This is a genomic window from Salmonella sp. SJTUF15591 (genome assembly GCF_043356435.1).
In the GTDB taxonomy this organism is placed as follows: Bacteria; Pseudomonadota; Gammaproteobacteria; order Enterobacterales; family Enterobacteriaceae; genus Salmonella; species Salmonella enterica.
Map to the genome: position 1 here is coordinate 198,781 of NZ_JBEUJO010000005.1, position 21,744 is coordinate 220,524.

Here is a 21,744-nt window from a genome sequence, read left to right on the forward strand (position 1 = left end):
GAGAGGAAAACACGATGGAAGCATTAGGAATGATTGAAACCCGGGGCCTGGTTGCGCTTATTGAGGCCTCAGATGCGATGGTAAAAGCCGCACGCGTGAAGCTGGTCGGCGTGAAGCAGATTGGCGGTGGCCTGTGTACGGCCATGGTGCGTGGCGACGTGGCGGCGTGCAAAGCCGCAACCGATGCTGGCGCCGCTGCGGCGCAGCGCATTGGCGAGCTGGTCTCCGTACACGTGATTCCACGCCCGCACGGCGATCTGGAAGAAGTGTTCCCGATCAGCTTCAAAGGCGACAGCAACATTTGATGGTAGGCCGGATAAGACGCGCAGCGTCGCCATCCGGCATGAATGCGCGCCATTGCCTGATGGTGCGCAGATTCAAGGCCTACGACCCAACGGGCAATCCATGGAGGCGGATATGAAACTGGCAGTCGTCACAGGACAAATCGTATGTACCGTCCGCCATCAGGGACTGGCGCATGACAAATTGCTGATGGTGGAAATGATCGATGCCCAGGGCAACCCCGACGGGCAGTGTGCCGTCGCTATCGACAGTATCGGGGCGGGAACCGGAGAGTGGGTACTGCTGGTCAGCGGCAGTTCCGCACGCCAGGCGCATCGCAGCGAATTATCACCGGTCGATCTGTGCGTCATTGGCATCGTCGATGAAGTGGTGGCTGGCGGGAAAGTGGTTTTCCATAAATAGGACTGAACATCATGAATCAACAGGATATTGAACAGGTGGTGAAAGCGGTACTGCTGAAAATGAAAGACAGCAGCCAGCCGGCCAGCACTGTTCATGAGATGGGCGTTTTTGCCTCCCTGGATGACGCAGTGGCGGCAGCAAAACGTGCCCAGCAGGGGCTGAAGAGCGTGGCGATGCGCCAGCTTGCCATTCATGCCATTCGCGAGGCGGGCGAAAAACACGCCCGAGAATTAGCGGAACTTGCCGTCAGCGAAACCGGCATGGGACGCGTTGACGATAAATTTGCCAAAAACGTGGCGCAGGCGCGCGGCACGCCGGGCGTCGAGTGTTTATCTCCGCAGGTGCTGACCGGCGATAACGGCCTGACGCTGATTGAAAATGCGCCGTGGGGCGTGGTGGCCTCGGTCACGCCGTCCACCAATCCGGCGGCGACGGTGATTAATAACGCCATCAGCCTGATTGCCGCAGGCAACAGCGTCGTGTTTGCCCCGCATCCGGCGGCGAAAAAGGTCTCTCAGCGAGCAATCACCCTCCTCAATCAGGCGGTGGTCGCCGCCGGCGGCCCGGAAAATCTGCTGGTCACCGTGGCGAACCCGGATATCGAAACCGCCCAGCGGCTGTTCAAGTACCCCGGTATTGGCCTGCTGGTGGTGACCGGCGGCGAAGCGGTGGTAGACGCGGCGCGCAAACATACTAATAAACGCCTGATTGCCGCCGGTGCTGGCAATCCCCCGGTGGTGGTGGATGAGACCGCCGACCTGCCGCGCGCTGCACAATCCATCGTCAAAGGCGCGTCTTTTGATAACAACATCATCTGTGCCGACGAAAAAGTGCTGATTGTGGTGGATAGCGTCGCCGACGAGCTGATGCGTCTGATGGAAGGTCAGCACGCGGTGAAACTGACCGCCGCTCAGGCCGAACAGCTCCAGCCGGTGCTGCTGAAGAATATCGATGAACGCGGCAAAGGCACCGTCAGCCGTGACTGGGTCGGTCGTGACGCGGGCAAGATTGCCGCAGCCATTGGCCTGAACGTCCCGGATCAAACGCGCCTGCTGTTTGTGGAAACGCCCGCTAACCATCCGTTTGCCGTCACTGAAATGATGATGCCGGTACTGCCGGTGGTACGGGTCGCCAACGTCGAAGAAGCCATCGCCCTGGCGGTTCAGCTTGAAGGCGGTTGCCACCATACGGCGGCGATGCACTCGCGCAATATCGACAACATGAACCAGATGGCGAACGCCATCGACACCAGCATTTTCGTCAAAAACGGGCCGTGCATTGCCGGGCTTGGATTGGGCGGAGAAGGCTGGACCACCATGACTATCACCACGCCAACCGGCGAAGGCGTGACCAGCGCGCGTACCTTTGTGCGGCTGCGTCGATGCGTGCTGGTGGATGCGTTTCGCATTGTATAAGGGATGACTCATGGCGCACGACGAACAACTCTGGCTCACCCCAAGACTGCAAAAAGCGGCGGCCCTGTGTAACCAGACGCCCGCCGCCAGCGATACACCGCTGTGGCTGGGCGTCGATTTGGGCACCTGCGACGTGGTGTCGATGGTGGTCGACGGCAACGCCCAGCCGGTGGCGGTATGCCTTGACTGGGCCGACGTTGTGCGTGACGGCATCGTCTGGGATTTCTTCGGCGCCGTCACCCTCGTGCGCCGCCATCTCGACACCCTTGAACAGCAGCTCGGCTGCCGCTTTACCCACGCGGCGACCTCGTTCCCGCCGGGCACCGACCCGCGTATTTCGATCAACGTGCTGGAGTCTGCCGGGTTAGAAGTCAGCCACGTACTGGATGAGCCGACGGCGGTGGCGGATCTGCTGGCGCTTGATAATGCAGGCGTGGTGGATATTGGCGGCGGCACTACCGGCATTGCCATCGTCAAACAGGGCAAGGTGACTTACTCCGCCGATGAAGCCACTGGCGGGTACCATATCTCCCTGACGCTGGCGGGCAACCGCCGTATTCCCCTGGAAGAGGCGGAACAGTACAAGCGCAGCAATGCGCAGGAGATTTGGCCGGTAGTGAAGCCGGTGTACGAAAAAATGGCGGAAATCGTCGCTTGCCATATTGCCGGGCAGGGAGTGACAGATTTATGGCTGGCGGGCGGTTCCTGTATGCAGCCGGGCGTGGAGGCGTTATTTCGTCAGCGTTTCCCGGAGTTACAGGTGCATTTGCCGCAGCACAGCCTGTTTATGACCCCGCTGGCGATAGCCAACAGCGGGAGAGCGAAAGCGGAGGGACTCTATGCAAGCTGAACTACAGACGGCGCTGTTTCAGGCATTCGACACCCTGAATCTGCAACGGGTGAAAACGTTCAGCGTACCGCCGGTCACGCTGTGCGGACTTGGGGCGCTCGGCGCCTGCGGCCAGGAAGCGCAAGCGCGAGGCGTAAGCCATTTGTTTGTGATGGTCGACAGCTTTCTGCATCAGGCGGGAATGACCGCGCCGCTGGCACGCAGCCTGGCGATGAAAGGCGTGGCGATGACGGTCTGGCCGTGTCCGCCAGGCGAGCCGTGCATCACCGATGTCTGCGCGGCGGTGGCGCAACTGCGTGAGGCGACGTGCGACGGCGTAGTGGCCTTTGGCGGCGGTTCGGTGCTGGACGCGGCGAAAGCGGTCGCCCTGCTGGTGACTAACCCTGACCAGACGCTGAGCGCCATGACCGAGCGCAGTACATTACGCCCGCGTCTGCCGCTGATTGCGGTGCCGACCACCGCCGGAACCGGTTCTGAAACCACCAACGTAACGGTGATTATCGACGCGGTCAGCGGGCGCAAGCAGGTGCTGGCACACGCGTCACTAATGCCGGACGTAGCGATTCTTGATGCTGCCGTGACCGAAGGCGTTCCGCCAAACGTGACGGCGATGACCGGTATCGATGCGTTGACTCATGCGATTGAGGCCTACAGCGCGCTCAACGCCACGCCGTTTACCGACAGCCTGGCGATTGGCGCGATAGCGATGATTGGCAAATCGCTGCCGAAAGCCGTGGGTTACGGCCACGATCTGGCGGCGCGTGAAAATATGTTGCTGGCCTCCTGTATGGCGGGAATGGCCTTTTCCAGCGCTGGTCTGGGGCTGTGTCATGCGATGGCGCACCAGCCAGGGGCGGCGCTGCATATTCCGCACGGCCAGGCCAACGCCATGCTGCTGCCAACGGTCATGGGCTTTAACCGGATGGTATGCCGCGAACGCTTCAGTCAAATCGGTCGGGCGTTAACCAATAAGAAATCGGACGATCGCGATGCGATTGCGGCGGTGAGCGAGCTGATTGCCGAAGTGGGGCAGAGCAAACGGCTGGCTGACGCTGGCGCCAAACCCGAACACTACAGCGCATGGGCGCAAGCCGCGCTGGAGGATATTTGTCTGCGCAGTAACCCACGCACCGCCACACAGGCACAGATTATCGACCTGTACGCGGCTGCCGGGTAATGCCTGTAGGCCGGATAAGGTGCTCGCACCGCCATCCGGCAATAACACGGCGTTAATGCCGGAGGCGACGTAAACGTCTTATCCGGCCTACAAATCATAAATGGCAGGGAGTAAGGGCTATGGGAATTAACGAAATCATCATGTACATCATGATGTTCTTTATGCTGATTGCCGCCGTGGACAGAATCCTGTCACAGTTCGGCGGGTCGGCGCGCTTTCTCGGTAAATTCGGCAAGAGTATCGAGGGGTCTGGCGGCCAGTTTGAAGAGGGCTTTATGGCGATGGGCGCGCTGGGACTGGCGATGGTCGGTATGACCGCGCTGGCGCCGGTGCTGGCGCATGTACTGGGGCCGGTTATTATCCCGGTATACGAAATGCTGGGCGCGAACCCATCCATGTTTGCGGGTACGCTACTGGCCTGTGATATGGGCGGATTCTTCCTCGCCAAAGAGCTGGCCGGCGGTGATGTCGCGGCGTGGCTATACTCAGGGTTAATCCTTGGGTCGATGATGGGGCCGACCATTGTGTTCTCCATTCCGGTGGCGCTCGGCATTATCGAACCGTCTGACCGCCGCTACCTGGCGCTTGGCGTACTGGCGGGTATCGTCACCATTCCCATTGGCTGCATTGCGGGGGGACTGATCGCCATGTACTCAGGCGTGCAGATCAATGGTCAGCCAGTGGAGTTTACCTTCGCGCTGATCCTGATGAACATGATCCCGGTATTGATTGTCGCGGTGCTGGTAGCGCTGGGGCTGAAGTTCATCCCGGAAAAAATGATCAACGGTTTCCAGATTTTCGCCAAATTTCTGGTGGCGCTGATCACCATCGGTCTGGCGGCTGCGGTGGTTAAATTCCTGTTGGGCTGGGAGTTGATTCCGGGACTCGACCCGATCTTTATGGCGCCAGGCGACAAACCCGGCGAAGTGATGCGCGCCATTGAAGTGATCGGCTCTATCTCCTGCGTGCTGCTCGGCGCGTATCCGATGGTGCTGTTACTGACCCGCTGGTTTGAAAAACCGTTGATGAATGTCGGTAAACTGCTGAACGTAAATAATATTGCGGCGGCAGGCATGGTGGCGACCCTGGCGAACAATATCCCCATGTTCGGCATGATGAAGCAGATGGATACCCGCGGCAAAGTGATTAACTGCGCATTTGCCGTCTCTGCGGCGTTCGCGCTGGGCGACCATTTAGGCTTCGCCGCCGCCAACATGAACGCCATGATCTTCCCGATGATTGTCGGCAAGCTGATCGGCGGCGTGACGGCGATTGGCGTGGCGATGATGCTGGTGCCGAAAGATGACGCCGCCCAGGTGAAAACCGAAGCGGAGGCGCAATCGTGAACACTCGCCAGCTACTGAGCGTCGGTATCGATATCGGCACCACCACCACGCAGGTGATCTTCTCGCGCCTGGAGTTGGTTAACCGTGCGGCGGTGTCGCAGGTGCCGCGCTACGAATTCATCAAACGCGACATTAGCTGGCAAAGCCCGGTCTTCTTTACGCCCGTGGATAAGCAGGGCGGTCTGAAAGAGGCCGAACTTAAAGCGCTGATTCTGGCCCAGTATCAGGCCGCAGGCATCGCGCCTGAATCGGTGGACTCCGGGGCTATCATTATCACCGGCGAAAGCGCCAAAACCCGCAACGCCCGTCCGGCGGTCATGGCGCTCTCGCAGTCGCTGGGCGACTTTGTGGTCGCCAGCGCCGGGCCGCATCTGGAATCAGTCATTGCCGGTCACGGCGCCGGAGCGCAAAGCTTGTCTGAGCAGCGGATGTGCCGGGTGCTGAATATTGATATCGGCGGCGGCACGTCTAACTACGCGCTGTTTGACGCGGGAAAAGTCAGCGGCACCGCTTGCCTTAACGTCGGTGGTCGCCTGCTGGAAACCGACGCTCAGGGGCGCGTGGTTTATGCCCATCAGCCGGGGCAGATGATTATCGATGAGGTGTTCGGTTCGGGTACTGATGCTCGCGCCTTAGCTGCCGCACAGTTGGGACAGGTGGCGCGGCGGATGGCGGATCTCATCGTCGAGGTTATCACTGGCGCGCTCTCGCCGCTGGCGCAATCGCTGATGCAAACCGGGCTGCTGCCCGCCGATATTACGCCAGAGGTGATCACCCTTTCCGGTGGGGTAGGTGAATGCTACCGCAACCAACCTGCCGATCCGTTCTGCTTTTCTGATATCGGGCCGCTGCTGGCGACCGCGCTGCATGAGCACCCGCGTCTGCGCGAGATGAACGTGCAGTTTCCGGCGCAAACCGTACGCGCCACGGTGATTGGCGCGGGGGCCCATACGCTCTCGCTTTCCGGCAGTACTATCTGGCTGGAAGACGTCCAACTGCCGCTGCGCAACCTGCCGGTGGCGATCCCGCAGGATGACGCCGATCTGGTGAACGCCTGGCGGCAGGCGCTTCTCCAGCTTGATCTCGACCCGCAAACCGACGCTTACGTGCTGGCGCTTCCCGCCACGCTCCCGGTGCGTTACGCCGCATTACTCACGGTCATCAACGCGCTGACGGCTTTTGTCGCGCGTTATCCCAATCCACATCCCCTGCTGGTGGTGGCCGAGCAGGATTTTGGTAAAGCGCTGGGCATGTTATTGCGCCCACAGTTACCGCAACTTCCGCTGGCGGTCATCGATGAGGTGGTCGTGCGGGCGGGAGACTATATCGACATTGGTACGCCTCTTTTTGGCGGATCGGTTGTGCCGGTGACGGTGAAATCACTCGCATTTCCTTCCTGAGGGAACGACTTATGAAACTAAAGACCACATTGTTCGGCAATGTTTATCAGTTTAAGGATGTAAAAGAGGTACTGGCTAAAGCCAACGAACTGCGTTCGGGGGATGTGCTGGCCGGGGTTGCCGCGGCAAGTTCGCAGGAGCGCGTAGCGGCAAAACAGGTACTGTCGGAAATGACGGTGGCGGATATCCGCAACAATCCGGTGATTGCCTATGAAGAGGACTGCGTGACGCGCCTGATTCAGGATGACGTCAACGAAACGGCCTATAACCGGATTAAAAACTGGAGCATCAGCGAACTGCGCGAATACGTACTGAGCGATGAAACCTCCGTGGACGATATCGCGTTTACCCGCAAAGGCCTGACCTCCGAAGTGGTGGCGGCAGTGGCGAAAATCTGCTCCAACGCCGACCTGATCTACGGCGGCAAGAAAATGCCGGTGATCAAAAAAGCCAATACCACCATCGGTATTCCGGGCACCTTTAGCTGCCGTTTGCAGCCGAACGATACCCGTGACGATGTACAGAGTATCGCCGCGCAAATCTACGAAGGGCTTTCTTTCGGCGCAGGCGATGCGGTGATCGGCGTTAACCCGGTGACCGATGACGTGGAGAACCTGACCCGCGTGCTCGACACCGTTTACGGCGTTATCGATAAATTCAATATTCCGACCCAGGGCTGCGTGCTGGCGCACGTCACCACCCAGATCGAAGCGATTCGTCGCGGCGCGCCGGGCGGACTGATTTTCCAGAGCATTTGCGGCAGCGAGAAGGGCTTAAAAGAGTTCGGCGTCGAGCTGGCGATGCTCGACGAAGCGCGGGCTGTGGGGGCGGAGTTCAACCGCATCGCCGGGGAAAACTGCCTGTACTTTGAAACCGGGCAGGGGTCTGCGCTGTCGGCTGGCGCGAACTTTGGTGCCGACCAGGTGACGATGGAAGCGCGTAACTACGGGCTGGCTCGCCACTACGATCCGTTCCTGGTGAACACCGTGGTGGGCTTTATCGGGCCGGAGTATCTCTACAACGACAGGCAGATTATCCGCGCCGGTCTCGAAGATCACTTTATGGGCAAGCTGAGCGGCATCTCCATGGGCTGCGACTGCTGCTATACCAACCATGCCGACGCCGACCAGAACCTTAACGAAAACCTGATGATTCTGCTCGCCACTGCCGGCTGTAACTACATCATGGGGATGCCGCTCGGCGACGACATCATGCTCAACTACCAGACCACCGCTTTCCACGATACCGCCACCGTCCGTCAGTTGCTGAATTTACGGCCATCGCCGGAGTTTGAACGCTGGCTGGAAACGATGGGCATTATGGCAAACGGTCGTCTGACCAAACGGGCGGGCGATCCGTCACTGTTCTTCTGATGACGCGGGGATAACACCATGGATCAAAAACAGATTGAAGAAATTGTACGTAGCGTGATGGCGTCAATGGGACAGGACGTACCGCAGCCCGTCGCGCCGTCAACGCAGGAAGGCGCAAAGCCGCAGTGCGCCGCGCCGACGGTGACCGAAAGCTGCGCGCTGGATTTAGGTTCCGCAGAGGCAAAAGCCTGGATTGGCGTCGAGAATCCGCATCGTGCGGACGTGCTGACCGAACTGCGTCGCAGTACTGCGGCACGCGTCTGTACGGGGCGTGCCGGGCCGCGTCCGCGCACCCAGGCGCTGTTGCGCTTCCTGGCGGATCACTCCCGTTCGAAAGATACCGTGCTCAAAGAAGTGCCGGAAGAGTGGGTAAAAGCGCAAGGGCTGCTGGAAGTGCGTTCGGAGATCAGCGACAAAAACCTGTACCTGACGCGCCCGGATATGGGGCGTCGCCTGAGCCCGGAAGCCATTGACGCGCTGAAGTCGCAGTGCGTGATGAACCCGGATGTGCAGGTAGTGGTCTCCGATGGCCTCTCTACGGATGCGATCACCGCCAACTATGAAGAGATCCTGCCGCCGTTGCTTGCCGGTCTGAAGCAGGCCGGGCTGAACGTCGGCACGCCGTTCTTTGTGCGCTATGGCCGCGTGAAGATTGAAGATCAGATTGGCGAAATTCTCGGCGCGAAGGTCGTCATCCTGCTGGTGGGCGAACGTCCGGGGCTGGGGCAGTCGGAAAGCCTCTCCTGCTACGCCGTCTATTCCCCGCGCGTAGCGACCACCGTCGAGGCCGACAGAACCTGTATTTCAAACATTCATCAGGGGGGGACGCCGCCAGTAGAAGCCGCCGCCGTGATTGTGGATTTGGCCAAACGGATGCTGGAGCAGAAAGCGTCCGGCATCAACATGACCCGTTAAGGAGACATCATGCCTGCATTAGATTTGATTCGACCTTCAGTGACTGCCATGCGCGTGATTGCCTCCGTGAATGACGGCTTTGCGCGGGAACTTAAATTACCGCCACATATACGTAGCCTCGGACTCATCACGGCAGATTCTGATGATGTGACCTATATTGCCGCTGACGAAGCGACCAAACAGGCGATGGTGGAAGTGGTCTATGGCCGCTCCCTCTATGCCGGGGCGGCTCACGGGCCGTCGCCTACCGCCGGTGAGGTGTTGATTATGCTGGGCGGACCGAACCCGGCGGAAGTGCGCGCCGGTCTGGATGCAATGGTCGCCAGCATTGAAAACGGCGCGGCGTTCCAGTGGGCGAACGATGCGGAAAATACCGCGTTCTTGGCGCATGTGGTTTCGCGTACTGGCTCGTACCTCTCGTCTACCGCAGGTATCGCGCTGGGCGATCCGATGGCCTATCTGGTGGCGCCGCCGCTGGAAGCGACATTCGGCATTGACGCGGCGATGAAATCCGCTGACGTTCAACTGGTGACTTACGTGCCGCCGCCGTCGGAAACCAACTATTCGGCCGCGTTCTTAACGGGAAGCCAGGCCGCGTGTAAAGCCGCCTGCAACGCCTTTACCGACGCCGTGCTGGATATCGCCCGTAACCCTGTCCAGCGTGCGTAACGGAGGCTGCCAATGATCAATGCCCTGGGATTACTGGAAGTGGACGGAATGGTCGCCGCCGTCGATGCGGCGGATGCCATGCTGAAAGCGGCCAACGTGCGTTTGCTTAGTCATCAAGTGCTCGACCCTGGCAGGTTAACGCTGGTGGTGGAGGGCGATCTGGCGGCGTGTCGTGCGGCGCTGGATGCCGGAAGCGCCGCCGCGCAGCGCACAGGCCGTGTGATTAGTCGCAAAGAAATTGGTCGTCCGGAAGAGGACACCCAGTGGCTGATTGGCGGGTTTGCGCGTGCGACAACGCCGACTGAGAAAGCGCCCCAGGTACCCGCAACGCCTGAGTTCGCCGAAGCGTTACTGGCGCTGCTGGCATCAGTACGCCAGGGAATGACGGCGGGAGAGGTGGCCGCGCATTTTGGCTGGCCGCTGGAGCAGGCCAGAAACGTGCTGGAACAACTCTTTTCTGACGGAGCGTTGCGTAAACGCAGTAGTCGCTATCGCATCAAAAATTAATCTGTCGGAGGGCCGGGCGTCCTGGCGGGCGTCCGGCATAGAAGATCATGAAAAAGACCCGTACAGCGAATTTGCACCATCTTTATCATGAAGCGTTACCCGAAGACGTTAAACTTACGCCCAGAGTCGAGGTGGACAATGTTCATCAGCGACGGACGACGGATGTCTATGAACATGCTCTGACTATCACCGCCTGGCAGCAGATCTACGATCAGTTACACCCGGGTAAATTTCATGGCGAGTTCACGGAAATCCTGCTTGATGAGATTCAGGTGTTCCGTGAATACACCGGCCTGGCGCTGCGTCAGTCGTGTCTGGTTTGGCCAAACTCTTTCTGGTTTGGTATTCCGGCGACGCGCGGCGAACAGGGATTTATCGGCGCGCAGGGGCTCGGCAGCGCCGAGATTGCCACCCGACCGGGAGGCACCGAGTTTGAACTGAGCACGCCGGATGATTACACCATTCTGGGCGTCGTTATCTCGGAAGATGTTATTTCCCGTCAGGCCACGTTTTTGCATAACCCGGAAAGGGTGCTGCATATGCTGCGTAACCAGTTAGCGCTGGAGGTAAAAGAGCAGCATAAAGCGGCGCTGTGGGGCTTTGTGCAGCAGGCGCTGGCCACCTTTAGCGAGAGTCCTGAAACCCTGCATCAACCTGCGGTGCGTAAGGTCTTGAGTGATAATTTGTTGCTGGCGATGGGCACGATGCTGGAAGAGGCGAAGCCGATTCATAGCGCCGAGAGCATCAGCCATCAGGGATATCGTAGGCTACTGTCGCGGGCGCGGGAATATGTGCTGGAAAATATGTCGGAGCCGCTGACAGTGCTCGACTTATGTAACCAGCTACACGTTAGCCGCCGCACGCTGCAAAATGCGTTTCACGCCATTTTGGGCATTGGCCCCAATGCGTGGCTGAAACGTATTCGCTTAAACGCGGTACGCCGGGAGTTGATTAGCCCGTGGTCGCAGAGCACCACGGTCAAAGATGCCGCGATGCAGTGGGGATTCTGGCATCTGGGGCAATTTGCCACCGATTATCAGCAATTATTTGCCGAAAAACCGTCGTTGACGCTGCATCAACGGATGCGGCAATGGGCTTGATATTGATGGGTAGGCTCTCCGGTTGCTGATAACGTGCGCGTGTCGGGAATTGCCCGGTGGCGGCTGGCGCCTTACCGGGCCTACGGATTCGCTGCTGTCTGTGGTTGGTAGCCCGGACAAGGCGCGCCAGCGCCGCCTCCGGGGAACCGCGCGCAATTTTGCCTCCGCTGATAAGCCCGTAAAGCATCCCATTGGCATATTTCTCAATATCTTCATAACTTATTTGTGCGAGGAACATTATCGTTTGCGCGCACGTTGGGCACGTTGGGTATTCCGCATCCTGAACCCAGGCCGGGTGGCCGCCGAGCTGTGAGACGGTCGTGGGTGAATTAGGAACGGCCGTGGCGAAAACGGTGTTATATGCCGTACAACACTACCAGGTCAGAATGCGAATTACCGAATTCTTTATCTACAATGAACTCGTTTATTTCTACGAGCCTGCTTTTATTCAACGGCCAACCGGATAGGCGATAAACAAACCGGCTATCGTCAAAATACATGCCAGTAGGCATAGCAAGATACAGTTAACGCTTTTACGCGGAATATGAATAATAAAGCAGAGTAATGCTATCAGGGCCATGACCACAGGGATGGTCACCATATTGATAACCAGAAGCACGATCAGACCGAAGCTCACCCCTCCGCTATGAGGGATGAATATTCTTTCTTCAAAATATATTTCTAGCGTAATGGCAAGCAGGCAGCCAATAAAACTTATATCCAGATGGGGATGCCATTTGGCGTCACTGGTTACTACTTTCCGTGTATTTGTTTGCATTGTTTTACTTTATAAATAAGTTAAATCCAGTCGCGTACCTGAATAAACTCGCTCAGCGCCGCTTCCGGGCTACCCGCTTCTGGCTGCCAGTCGTACTCCCAGCGCACCAGCGGCGGCATCGACATCAGGATAGATTCAGTGCGCCCGCCGGTTTGCAGACCAAACAGGGTGCCTCTGTCCCATACCAGATTGAACTCCACGTAGCGCCCGCGGCGATAAAGTTGAAAATTACGCTCCCGCTCTCCCCAGACCATCGCTTTGCGTCGTTCGACAATCGGTAAATACGCCTCGGTGTAGCCGTTACCGACCGCCTGCATAAAAGCAAAACAGTGGTCGAAATCCGGCGTATTCAAATCGTCAAAAAACAGGCCGCCGATACCGCGCTGCTCGTTACGATGCTTGAGGAAAAAGTAGTCATCGCACCACTTTTTATAGCGCGGATACACATCGTCGCCAAACGGCTGGCACAGGTCGCGGGCGGTGCGGTGCCAGTGAACGGCATCCTCTTCAAAGCCGTAGTAGGGCGTTAAATCGAACCCGCCGCCAAACCACCACACCGGATCGGCGCCCGGTTTTTCGGCAATAAAAAAGCGCACGTTAGCATGGCTGGTGGGAATATACGGATTGTGCGGATGCACCACCAGCGATACGCCCATCGCTTCAAAGCTACGCCCAGCCAGTTCTGGCCGATGCGCGGTGGCGGACGCGGGCATTGCATCGCCGTGAACGTGAGAGAAATTAACGCCCGCCTGTTCGAAAATTCCGCCGTTGCGTAATACCCGGCTGCGTCCGCCGCCGCCCGCTTCGCGTCGCCAGCTATCTTCGACAAAGTTTGCGCCATCCACAGCGGATAACGTTTGGCAAATATCATCCTGCAGGCGTAGCAGAAACTGTTTTACGTGATGTGCATCGGGTTTCATGATTACCGTTTCTTCGTGTGCGCTTTCTGGTTATCAAACCAGTGAAAATAACTGATGATGCCGTTGGCGATCGCCGTAGCGATTTTCTGGCGAAACGCCGTCGTGCCCAGCAGGCGTTCTTCTTCCGGATTGGTAATAAACGAGGTTTCGACCAGTACCGACGGAATTGACGGTGATTTTAGCACCACGAAAGCCGCTTGTTCGGTAGTGCGGCTGTGTAATTTATGTATGGGTTTGATTTTCTTGAGAATATGCGAACCCAGCGTCAGACTGTTTTTAATCGTATCGGTTTGCACCAGATCAAACAAAACTTGTTGTAATAGATGATCCCGGTCAGTGGCTTTTTTACCCGCCACTTCGTCCGCGCGGTTTTCACGCTCGGAGAGATACTTCGCCATGGCGCTACTGGCCCCGCGGTTGGAAAGCGCAAAAACGGAAGCGCCCGCCGCTTTCGGGTTGGTAAAACCATCGGCATGAATGGACATAAACAGATCCGCGCCGTGCTTATGGGCGATTTCCACCCGATCGTACAGCGGAATAAAGGTATCCCCTGTCCGGGTTAAACGCGCATCGATTCCGTGATTTCGCAAAATAGCGCGTACGTTTTTGGCAATTGCCAGTACGACGTGTTTTTCCTGAGAACCGTTGCGGCCAATCGCGCCGGTATCGATGCCGCCGTGTCCGGGGTCGAGCATCACCAGCCGTTTACTGCCGGTTTTTTTGGTTTTGGGTTTGCTGTGACCATTACTGGTTTTTAGCGTTTCTTCTTTGGCTATTGCGTGCGACATACCTGACAGCGTCAGGGCCGCCAGACCTGTTTTGAGTACCTGGCGGCGCGAAGTGAGAGTTTTTAGGAGTTTAAAAGTGCTCATACGGCCTGAGTTGTGAAAATTAAGTTCAAGATGTTATATCGTATCGCGTAATCCGTTACGACGGTTGGTGATGAGAATTGTTTTACTTTTCATTTCAATACGTGACACATCGCCATTATGCCATTTTTTCCGCTACATCGCGTCAGATATTGGCTGAATCAGATGTTTGCGCCATAATCTTGGTTTTTCCACCCGAAAAGGCAACGAATACCATGGAAATACGCGTTTTTCGCCAGGAAGATTTCGAAGAGGTGATTACCCTCTGGGAGCGTTGCGACCTGCTGCGTCCATGGAACGATCCTGAAATGGATATTGAACGCAAGGTGAATCACGATGTCAGCTTGTTCCTCGTTGCGGAAGTTAGCGGCGAAGTCGTCGGTACGGTAATGGGCGGTTATGACGGGCATCGTGGCTCGGCGTATTACCTGGGCGTTCACCCGGAGTTCCGCGGGCGCGGCATTGCGAATGCGTTGCTTAACCGGCTGGAAAAAAAACTCATCGCTCGCGGGTGTCCGAAAATCCAAATTATGGTGCGCGATGATAACGACGTTGTGCTGGGCATGTATGAACGTCTGGGGTATGAGCATTCTGACGCCCTAAGTTTGGGTAAACGCCTGATTGAAGATGAAGAGTACTGAGTTTCATCCAGCCGATTATGATGTACACGGACGTTTACGCCTGCCGTTTCTGTTCTGGTGCGTACTGCTACTTCAGGCGCGCGCCTGGGTACTCTTTGTCATTGCCGGTTCATCCCGTGGACAGGGTAATACTTTGTTAAACTTTTTTTATCCCGACCATGATAATTTTTGGCTGGGGCTGTTGCCCGGCGTTCCGGCGGTAGTGGCGTTTTTACTCAGCGGGCGGCGTGAAGCGGTTCCTGGTGTGTGGCGCTGGCTGCGCGGACTCCTGATCCTTGCTCAACTGGTGTCGTTGTGCTGGCTGCCGGTGATGTGGCTGGGTGGCGACCCGGTCAACGGCGTCGGGCTGGCGCTGCTGCTGGCGGACATCGTCGCGCTGATCTGGCTGTTAACCAATCAACGTTTGCGTGCCTGTTTTTCCTTTGAGAAAGAATAACGGCACTTTTTGGCGAACCCGCACTCCAACCAACGTTAATTAATAAAAGAAAGGAAGTGAGATGAAATCGCTGCGTTTGACTTTACTCGCACTGCCGCTGGCGCTGACCGGCTGCTCGACGCTCTCCTCGGTCAACTGGTCTGCCGCAAATCCATGGAACTGGTTTGGTTCCTCGACAGAAGTCACTGAGCAAGGCGTGGGAGCGCTGACCGCCGCCACGCCGCTGGAAGAGCCGGCGATTGCAGAGGCATTAGATGGCGATTATCGCCTGCGTAGCGGTATGAAAACCGATAACGGCAACGTGGTGCGCTTTTTCGAAGCGATGAAGGGCGACAACGTCGCGATGGTGATCAACGGCGAGCAGGGCACCGTGAGCCGTATTGATGTGCTGGACAGCGATATCCCAACCGCCGCGGGGGGCAAAATTGGTACGCCGTTTAGCGACCTTTACAGCAAAGCGTTTGGTCACTGCGAGCCGGTTTCCAGCGATAGCCATACCAGCGTCGAATGTAAAGCCGAGGGAAGTCAGCATATTAGCTATGTTTTCTCCGGCGAGTGGAGCGGACCGGAAGGCTTAATGCCTCCTGATGACGTCTTAAAAAACTGGGACGTGCGCAAAATTATCTGGCGTCGTTAATTTGCGCCTGAACAAACCGCTTCGCTTAAAAACAAGGTAAAATAACCTCCATTAATGCCACGACTGCGTGGCATTCTCATTTTCAGGAGGAATCATGTCTCAGGTTCAAAGTGGCATTTTGCCGGAACATTGCCGTGCGGCAATTTGGATTGAAGCCAATGTGAAAGGCGACCAGGACGCCCTGCGCGCGGCCAGCAGAACATTTGCCGATAAACTGGCGACCTTCGAAGTCAAATTTCCGGACGCCCATCTTGGGGCCGTTGTGGCGTTTGGCAACAACACCTGGCGCGCCCTGAGCGGCGGCGTCGGGGCGGAAGAACTGAAAGATTTTATTCCTTATGGTAAAGGACTGGCGCCGGCCACGCAGTATGACGTGCTGATCCATATCCTTTCCCTGCGCCACGATGTGAATTTTTCTGTTGCCCAGGCGGCGATGGAAGCCTTCGGCGACTGTATCGACGTGAAAGAAGAAGTTCACGGCTTCCGTTGGGTGGAAGAACGCGATCTGAGCGGCTTTGTCGACGGGACAGAGAACCCGGCAGGCGAAGAGACGCGTCGTGAAGTGGCGGTGATCAAAGATGGCGTGGATGCCGGCGGCAGTTATGTGTTCGTGCAACGTTGGGAACACAATCTCAAGCAACTTAACCGGATGAGTATCCACGATCAGGAGATGATGATCGGGCGTACCAAAGAAGCCAATGAAGAGATTGACGGCGATGCGCGTCCGGCAACGTCTCACCTGAGCCGCGTGGATCTCAAAGAAGATGGCAAAGGGCTGAAGATTGTGCGCCAGAGCCTGCCATACGGTACCGCCAGCGGTACTCATGGTCTCTATTTCTGCGCTTACTGCGCACGTCTGCACAATATCGAACAGCAGCTTCTGAGTATGTTCGGCGATACCGACGGTAAACGCGACGCGATGCTGCGCTTCACCAAGCCGGTGACTGGCGGCTACTATTTTGCGCCGTCGCTGGATCGCCTGTTAGCGCTATAAGGTAAAACCCTGTCGGATGGCAGCGCAAACGCTTTATTCGACCTACGATTGGTAGGCCTGATAAGCGCAGCGCCATCAGGCAGAACAGCATAAAAATGCCCATCCCCGCCTCCGCGGGGATTTTTTTACCTAATATTTACCTGAATTAGTGAGCTATTCCTCAGCACTTATTTGTTATTACTGTATTTTCAGTGTTAATGGAGTGTAAGACTCCATATTCAAAAGGAGACATTGAAAATGGGTAAACTCACGGGCAAGACAGCATTGATTACGGGCGCATCGCAGGGGATTGGCGAAGGGATCGCTCGCGTATTCGCACGCCACGGCGCGAACTTAATCTTGCTGGATATCTCCGATGAGATTGAAAAGCTGGCGGATGAGCTGGGCGGGCGCGGGCATCGCTGTACTGCCGTTAAGGCTGACGTCAGAGATTTTGCTTCGGTGCAGGCGGCGGTTGCGCGCGCCAAAGAGACTGAAGGTAGAATTGATATTTTGGTGAATAACGCTGGCGTGTGCCGTCTGGGCAACTTCCTCGATATGAGTGAAGAAGATCGCGATTTCCACATTGATATTAATATTAAAGGTGTCTGGAACGTCACCAAAGCCGTCCTGCCGGAGATGATTAAACGTAAAGATGGCCGCATTGTGATGATGTCTTCCGTCACGGGAGATATGGTGGCGGACCCGGGTGAAACGGCCTATGCGCTGTCAAAAGCCGCCATTGTCGGTTTAACCAAATCGCTGGCGGTAGAGTATGCGCAGTCCGGTATTCGCGTGAATGCCATTTGCCCCGGTTATGTAAGAACGCCGATGGCGGAAAGCATTGCCCGTCAGTCTAACCCTGACGATCCGGAATCGGTATTAACGGAAATGGCAAAAGCTATTCCGCTACGCCGCCTTGCCGATCCGCTGGAAGTAGGGGAACTGGCGGCATTTCTGGCTTCCGATGAGTCCAGCTATCTTACCGGAACGCAAAACGTCATTGATGGCGGCAGTACCCTGCCTGAAAGCGTAAGCGTAGGCGTCTGATTGATGCCGGTCTCCTCCCCGCGCCGCGTGGGGAGGGATTCTCTTATTCCCTTTTCAACTTTCAAATCATCAAACGGTATATAAAACCGTTACTCCTTTAGCGCTGGTTATAAATATGATGACCATAAGAAAGTCATTAAATTTATAAGGGTGCGCAATGGCCGTTAACTTACTGAAAAAGAGACCCCTGACGCTGGCAGCAATGCTGTTACTGGCAGGGCAGGCGCAGGCAACGGAGCTGCTGAACAGCTCATACGATGTCTCCCGCGAGCTGTTTGCCGCCCTTAACCCGCCGTTTGAGCAACAATGGGCGAAGGATAACGGCGGCGATAAGCTGACGATTAAGCAGTCTCATGCCGGGTCATCAAAACAGGCGCTGGCGATTTTGCAGGGACTGAAGGCAGACGTCGTGACCTACAATCAGGTGACCGACGTACAGATTCTCCATGATAAAGGTAAACTGCTCCCTGCCGACTGGCAAAGCCGTCTGCCGAACAACAGTTCGCCATTCTATTCCACGATGGGCTTCCTGGTGCGCAAGGGGAACCCGAAAAATATTCACGACTGGAGCGATCTTGTACGTTCCGACGTGAAGCTGATTTTCCCTAACCCGAAAACCTCCGGCAACGCCCGTTACACGTATCTGGCGGCATGGGGCGCAGCGGATAACGCGGACGGCGGCGATAAAGCCAAAACCGAACAGTTTATGACCCGGTTCCTGAAAAACGTCGAAGTGTTTGATACCGGCGGTCGCGGCGCTACGACTACCTTTGCCGAGCGTGGTCTGGGCGATGTGCTGATTAGTTTTGAATCGGAAGTGAACAACATCCGCAAACAATATGAAGCCCAGGGATTTGAAGTGGTGATCCCGAAAACGAACATTCTTGCTGAATTCCCGGTTGCCTGGGTGGATAAAAACGTGAAGGCCAACGGCACAGAAAAAGCCGCCAAAGCTTACCTGAACTGGCTGTATAGCCCGCAGGCGCAGACCATCATTACCCATTACTACTACCGCGTGAATAACCCGGAAATCATGGGCAAGCAAGCAGATAAATTCCCGCAGACCGAACTGTTCCGCGTGGAAGACAAGTTTGGCACGTGGCCTGAGGTGATGAAAACGCACTTTGCCAGCGGCGGCGAGCTGGACAAACTGTTGGCGGCGGGGCGTAAGTAATGCTTGCCGTTTCTTCCCGACGCGTGCTGCCTGGCTTTACGTTAAGCCTCGGCACCAGTTTGCTGTTTGTCTGCCTGATCCTGCTGTTGCCGTTGAGCGCGCTGGTGATGCAGCTCTCACAGATGAGCTGGTCGCAATACTGGGATGTCGTGACCAACCCTCAGGTGGTGGCTGCCTATAAAGTGACGCTACTGGCGGCATTTGTGGCGTCGATTTTTAACGGCGTGTTTGGCCTGCTGATGGCGTGGATTTTAACCCGCTACCGTTTTCCAGGGCGCACGTTGCTGGATGCGCTGATGGATCTGCCGTTTGCGCTGCCTACGGCGGTGGCGGGGTTAACGCTGGCCTCGCTGTTCTCTGTGAACGGTTTCTACGGTCAGTTTCTTGCGCAGTTTGATATCAAAGTGACCTATACCTGGCTCGGTATTGCGGTGGCGATGGCCTTTACCAGCATTCCATTTGTGGTGCGCACCGTCCAGCCGGTACTGGAAGAGCTGGGGCCGGAATATGAAGAAGCGGCACAAACGCTGGGGGCCACCCGCCTGCAAAGTTTTCGCAAAGTCGTGCTGCCTGAGCTGTCGCCTGCGCTGATTGCCGGCGTGGCGCTCTCTTTTACCCGTAGCCTGGGTGAGTTTGGCGCGGTGATTTTTATCGCTGGAAATATTGCCTGGAAAACAGAAGTGACCTCGCTGATGATTTTTGTGCGTTTGCAGGAGTTTGATTACCCCGCCGCCAGCGCCATTGCCTCGGTGATCCTTGCGGCATCACTGCTGCTGCTGTTCTCAATTAACACTCTGCAAAGTCGCTTTGGTCGACGTGTGGTAGGTCATTAATGGCGGAAGTGACTCAATTGAAGCGATACGACGTCCCCCGCATTAACTGGGGAAAATGGTTTCTGATTGGCGTCGGGATGCTGGTTTCGGCGTTTATCCTGCTGGTGCCGATGATTTACATCTTCGTGCAGGCGTTCAGCAAAGGGTTAATGCCGGTACTGCAAAATCTGGCCGATCCGGACATGCTGCACGCTATCTGGCTGACGGTGTTGATTGCCTTGATCGCAGTGCCGGTGAATCTGGTGTTCGGTATTCTGCTGGCGTGGCTGGTGACGCGCTTTAACTTCCCCGGACGTCAGCTATTGCTGACCCTGCTGGATATTCCCTTTGCCGTCTCACCGGTGGTGGCCGGTCTGGTTTATCTGTTGTTTTATGGTTCCAACGGCCCGTTGGGCGGCTGGCTGGATGAGCATAATTTGCAAATGATGTTCTCCTGGCCGGGGATGGTACTGGTCACTATTTTTGTCACCTGCCCGTTTGTGGTGCGCGAACTGGTGCCAGTGATGCTCAGCCAGGGCAGTCAGGAAGATGAGGCGGCGATTTTACTGGGCGCATCCGGCTGGCAAATGTTTCGCCGCGTGACGTTGCCGAATATTCGCTGGGCGCTACTCTACGGCGTGGTGTTAACCAACGCCCGCGCGATTGGCGAGTTTGGCGCGGTGTCGGTGGTGTCCGGCTCGATTCGCGGCGAAACGTTATCGCTACCGTTACAGATTGAATTACTGGAGCAGGACTACAACACCGTCGGCTCCTTTACCGCCGCCGCATTGTTGACGCTAATGGCGATTATTACCCTGTTTTTGAAGAGCATGTTGCAATGGCGTCTGGAGAATCAGGAAAAACGCGCGCAACAGGAGGAAAATCATGAGCATTGAGATCGCCAGAATTAAGAAATCGTTTGGTCGTACTCAGGTACTGAATGATATCTCGCTGGATATTCCTTCCGGCCAGATGGTTGCCTTGTTGGGGCCGTCAGGTTCCGGCAAAACGACGCTGCTGCGCATTATTGCCGGGCTGGAACATCAGTCCAGCGGCCATATTCGTTTCCACGGTACGGACGTTAGCCGCCTGCACGCGCGCGAGCGTAAAGTCGGTTTTGTGTTTCAGCACTATGCGCTGTTTCGCCATATGACGGTGTTTGACAACATTGCTTTTGGTCTGACGGTGCTGCCGCGACGCGACCGCCCAACTGCGGCGGCGATTAAAACGAAAGTGACGCAATTGCTGGAGATGGTGCAACTGGCGCACCTCGCGGATCGCTTCCCCGCCCAGCTTTCCGGCGGACAAAAACAGCGCGTGGCGCTGGCGCGCGCGCTTGCCGTAGAACCGCAAATTCTACTGCTGGATGAACCGTTTGGCGCGCTGGATGCCCAGGTACGTAAAGAGTTACGTCGCTGGTTGCGCCAGCTACATGAAGAACTGAAATTCACCAGCGTCTTTGTCACCCACGATCAGGAAGAAGCGACGGAAGTGGCGGATCGGGTGGTGGTGATGAGTCAGGGCAATATCGAACAGGCTGATGCGCCGGATCGGGTGTGGCGTGAACCGGCAACCCGCTTCGTACTGGAGTTTATGGGCGAGGTGAACCGCCTGACAGGCACTATCCGCGGCGGGCAGTTTCACGTTGGCGCGCATCGCTGGCCGCTGGGTTATACGCCCGCGTACCAGGGGCCGGTCGATCTGTTCCTGCGTCCGTGGGAGGTGGATATTAGCCGCCGCACCAGCCTGGATTCTCCGCTACCAGTACAGGTCATTGAGGCCAGCCCGAAAGGTCACTATACACAGTTAGTGGTACAGCCGCTGGGGTGGTATCACGATCCGCTGACGGTGGTGATGGCGGGTGAGGATGTTCCGGTTCGCGGCGAGCGTTTGTTTGTTGGACTGCAAAAAGCGCGTCTGTATAACGGCGACCAGCGTATTGAAACGCGTGAAGAGGAACTTGCTCTGGCGCAATCGGCCTGATAGGTTAATTTGTA

The 21,744-nt window shown here is 56.7% G+C and carries 24 protein-coding genes and 1 pseudogene; 21 read left to right on the forward strand and 4 right to left on the reverse strand.

Annotated elements, in window-relative coordinates; genetic code table 11:
• The first annotated feature begins 14 nt into the window (after positions 1-14).
• The 12 genes from eutM (at position 15) to eutR (ending at position 11,457) form a co-directional block, all read left to right on the forward strand.
• Positions 15-305: an ethanolamine utilization microcompartment protein EutM gene (eutM, locus tag ABVM99_RS13545; protein WP_000387716.1), complete on the forward strand. Its 291-nt coding sequence runs from the start codon at positions 15-17 to the stop codon at positions 303-305.
• A gap of 112 nt (positions 306-417) precedes the next feature.
• Positions 418-705, forward strand: coding sequence for an ethanolamine utilization microcompartment protein EutN (gene eutN, locus ABVM99_RS13550; protein WP_001522340.1), 288 nt, complete (start codon positions 418-420; stop codon positions 703-705).
• 11 nt (positions 706-716) lie between these two features.
• Positions 717-2,120, forward strand: a complete 1,404-nt coding sequence (locus ABVM99_RS13555; protein WP_001075640.1) for an aldehyde dehydrogenase family protein — start codon at positions 717-719, stop codon at positions 2,118-2,120.
• Positions 2,121-2,130: 10 nt separating this feature from the next.
• The gene (gene eutJ / locus ABVM99_RS13560) at positions 2,131-2,970 is read left to right on the forward strand and encodes an ethanolamine utilization protein EutJ (protein ID WP_001650294.1); all 840 of its coding nucleotides are present in this window, start codon (positions 2,131-2,133) and stop codon (positions 2,968-2,970) included.
• On the forward strand, positions 2,960-4,147 hold the full coding sequence (gene eutG / locus ABVM99_RS13565; RefSeq protein ID WP_023195167.1) for an ethanolamine utilization ethanol dehydrogenase EutG: 1,188 nt from the start codon (positions 2,960-2,962) through the stop codon (positions 4,145-4,147). Before eutJ ends, eutG begins: the two co-directional genes overlap by 11 nt.
• A 119-nt stretch (positions 4,148-4,266) precedes the next feature.
• Positions 4,267-5,493, forward strand: a complete 1,227-nt coding sequence (gene eutH / locus ABVM99_RS13570) for an ethanolamine utilization protein EutH (protein WP_000512359.1) — start codon at positions 4,267-4,269, stop codon at positions 5,491-5,493.
• On the forward strand, positions 5,490-6,893 hold the full coding sequence (eutA, locus tag ABVM99_RS13575; protein WP_001097518.1) for an ethanolamine ammonia-lyase reactivating factor EutA: 1,404 nt from the start codon (positions 5,490-5,492) through the stop codon (positions 6,891-6,893). Before eutH ends, eutA begins: the two co-directional genes overlap by 4 nt.
• 11 nt (positions 6,894-6,904) lie before the next feature.
• On the forward strand, positions 6,905-8,266 hold the full coding sequence (eutB, locus tag ABVM99_RS13580) for an ethanolamine ammonia-lyase subunit alpha (RefSeq protein WP_000769990.1): 1,362 nt from the start codon (positions 6,905-6,907) through the stop codon (positions 8,264-8,266).
• Between the two features lie 18 nt (positions 8,267-8,284).
• Positions 8,285-9,181, forward strand: a complete 897-nt coding sequence (gene eutC / locus ABVM99_RS13585; protein ID WP_000372354.1) for an ethanolamine ammonia-lyase subunit EutC — start codon at positions 8,285-8,287, stop codon at positions 9,179-9,181.
• A 9-nt stretch (positions 9,182-9,190) separates the two neighbouring features.
• Positions 9,191-9,850, forward strand: coding sequence for an ethanolamine utilization microcompartment protein EutL (gene eutL / locus ABVM99_RS13590; protein ID WP_001111056.1), 660 nt, complete (start codon positions 9,191-9,193; stop codon positions 9,848-9,850).
• A gap of 12 nt (positions 9,851-9,862) precedes the next feature.
• The gene (gene eutK / locus ABVM99_RS13595) at positions 9,863-10,357 is read left to right on the forward strand and encodes an ethanolamine utilization microcompartment protein EutK (RefSeq protein ID WP_000606266.1); all 495 of its coding nucleotides are present in this window, start codon (positions 9,863-9,865) and stop codon (positions 10,355-10,357) included.
• Positions 10,358-10,404: 47 nt separating this feature from the next.
• Positions 10,405-11,457 carry an HTH-type transcriptional regulator EutR gene (gene eutR, locus ABVM99_RS13600; protein ID WP_000753666.1) on the forward strand — a complete coding sequence of 351 codons (1,053 nt, stop codon included), beginning with the start codon at positions 10,405-10,407 and terminating at the stop codon, positions 11,455-11,457.
• A 169-nt stretch (positions 11,458-11,626) separates the two neighbouring features.
• Here the strand turns inward: eutR and ABVM99_RS13605 are convergent.
• The 4 genes and pseudogenes from ABVM99_RS13605 to amiA all read right to left on the reverse strand — a co-directional run.
• Positions 11,627-11,830, reverse strand: a pseudogene (locus ABVM99_RS13605) (DUF1963 domain-containing protein); the annotation flags it as partial.
• A 75-nt stretch (positions 11,831-11,905) separates the two neighbouring features.
• Positions 11,906-12,235: a hypothetical protein gene (locus ABVM99_RS13610; protein ID WP_023195168.1), complete on the reverse strand. Its 330-nt coding sequence runs from the start codon at positions 12,233-12,235 to the stop codon at positions 11,906-11,908.
• 20 nt (positions 12,236-12,255) lie between these two features.
• The gene (gene hemF / locus ABVM99_RS13615; protein WP_000801339.1) at positions 12,256-13,155 is read right to left on the reverse strand and encodes an oxygen-dependent coproporphyrinogen oxidase; all 900 of its coding nucleotides are present in this window, start codon (positions 13,153-13,155) and stop codon (positions 12,256-12,258) included.
• Positions 13,156-13,157: 2 nt separating this feature from the next.
• Positions 13,158-14,027, reverse strand: a complete 870-nt coding sequence (amiA, locus tag ABVM99_RS13620) for an N-acetylmuramoyl-L-alanine amidase AmiA (protein ID WP_000102880.1) — start codon at positions 14,025-14,027, stop codon at positions 13,158-13,160.
• Between the two features lie 212 nt (positions 14,028-14,239).
• Between amiA and ABVM99_RS13625 the strand changes: the two genes are divergently transcribed.
• From ABVM99_RS13625 to cysA, 9 genes are all read left to right on the forward strand, one after another.
• Positions 14,240-14,665 (forward strand): GNAT family acetyltransferase, encoded by a 426-nt coding sequence (locus ABVM99_RS13625; RefSeq protein WP_000406008.1) that lies wholly within the window; start codon positions 14,240-14,242, stop codon positions 14,663-14,665.
• On the forward strand, positions 14,652-15,101 hold the full coding sequence (locus tag ABVM99_RS13630; RefSeq protein WP_017441396.1) for a DUF2919 domain-containing protein: 450 nt from the start codon (positions 14,652-14,654) through the stop codon (positions 15,099-15,101). Before ABVM99_RS13625 ends, ABVM99_RS13630 begins: the two co-directional genes overlap by 14 nt.
• A 61-nt stretch (positions 15,102-15,162) precedes the next feature.
• Entirely contained in the window at positions 15,163-15,738 is a 576-nt protein-coding gene (locus ABVM99_RS13635) for an RpoE-regulated lipoprotein (RefSeq protein ID WP_000838968.1), read from the forward strand.
• Between the two features lie 94 nt (positions 15,739-15,832).
• Positions 15,833-16,732 carry a porphyrinogen peroxidase gene (yfeX, locus tag ABVM99_RS13640; protein WP_023195465.1) on the forward strand — a complete coding sequence of 300 codons (900 nt, stop codon included), beginning with the start codon at positions 15,833-15,835 and terminating at the stop codon, positions 16,730-16,732.
• A 237-nt stretch (positions 16,733-16,969) separates the two neighbouring features.
• Positions 16,970-17,761 carry an SDR family oxidoreductase UcpA gene (gene ucpA / locus ABVM99_RS13645; RefSeq protein WP_000517460.1) on the forward strand — a complete coding sequence of 264 codons (792 nt, stop codon included), beginning with the start codon at positions 16,970-16,972 and terminating at the stop codon, positions 17,759-17,761.
• 157 nt (positions 17,762-17,918) lie between these two features.
• Complete coding sequence (cysP, locus tag ABVM99_RS13650) at positions 17,919-18,935, forward strand: thiosulfate/sulfate ABC transporter substrate-binding protein CysP (protein ID WP_023195466.1); 1,017 nt, start codon at positions 17,919-17,921, stop codon at positions 18,933-18,935.
• A complete protein-coding gene (cysT, locus tag ABVM99_RS13655; RefSeq protein ID WP_000881746.1) occupies positions 18,935-19,768 on the forward strand; it encodes a sulfate/thiosulfate ABC transporter permease CysT in 834 nt (277 codons plus the stop codon). Before cysP ends, cysT begins: the two co-directional genes overlap by 1 nt.
• On the forward strand, positions 19,768-20,643 hold the full coding sequence (gene cysW / locus ABVM99_RS13660) for a sulfate/thiosulfate ABC transporter permease CysW (protein WP_000852705.1): 876 nt from the start codon (positions 19,768-19,770) through the stop codon (positions 20,641-20,643). The genes cysT and cysW overlap by 1 nt, the downstream gene beginning before the upstream one ends.
• On the forward strand, positions 20,633-21,730 hold the full coding sequence (gene cysA / locus ABVM99_RS13665; protein ID WP_023195467.1) for a sulfate/thiosulfate ABC transporter ATP-binding protein CysA: 1,098 nt from the start codon (positions 20,633-20,635) through the stop codon (positions 21,728-21,730). The genes cysW and cysA overlap by 11 nt, the downstream gene beginning before the upstream one ends.
• The last annotated feature ends 14 nt before the right edge of the window (positions 21,731-21,744 follow it).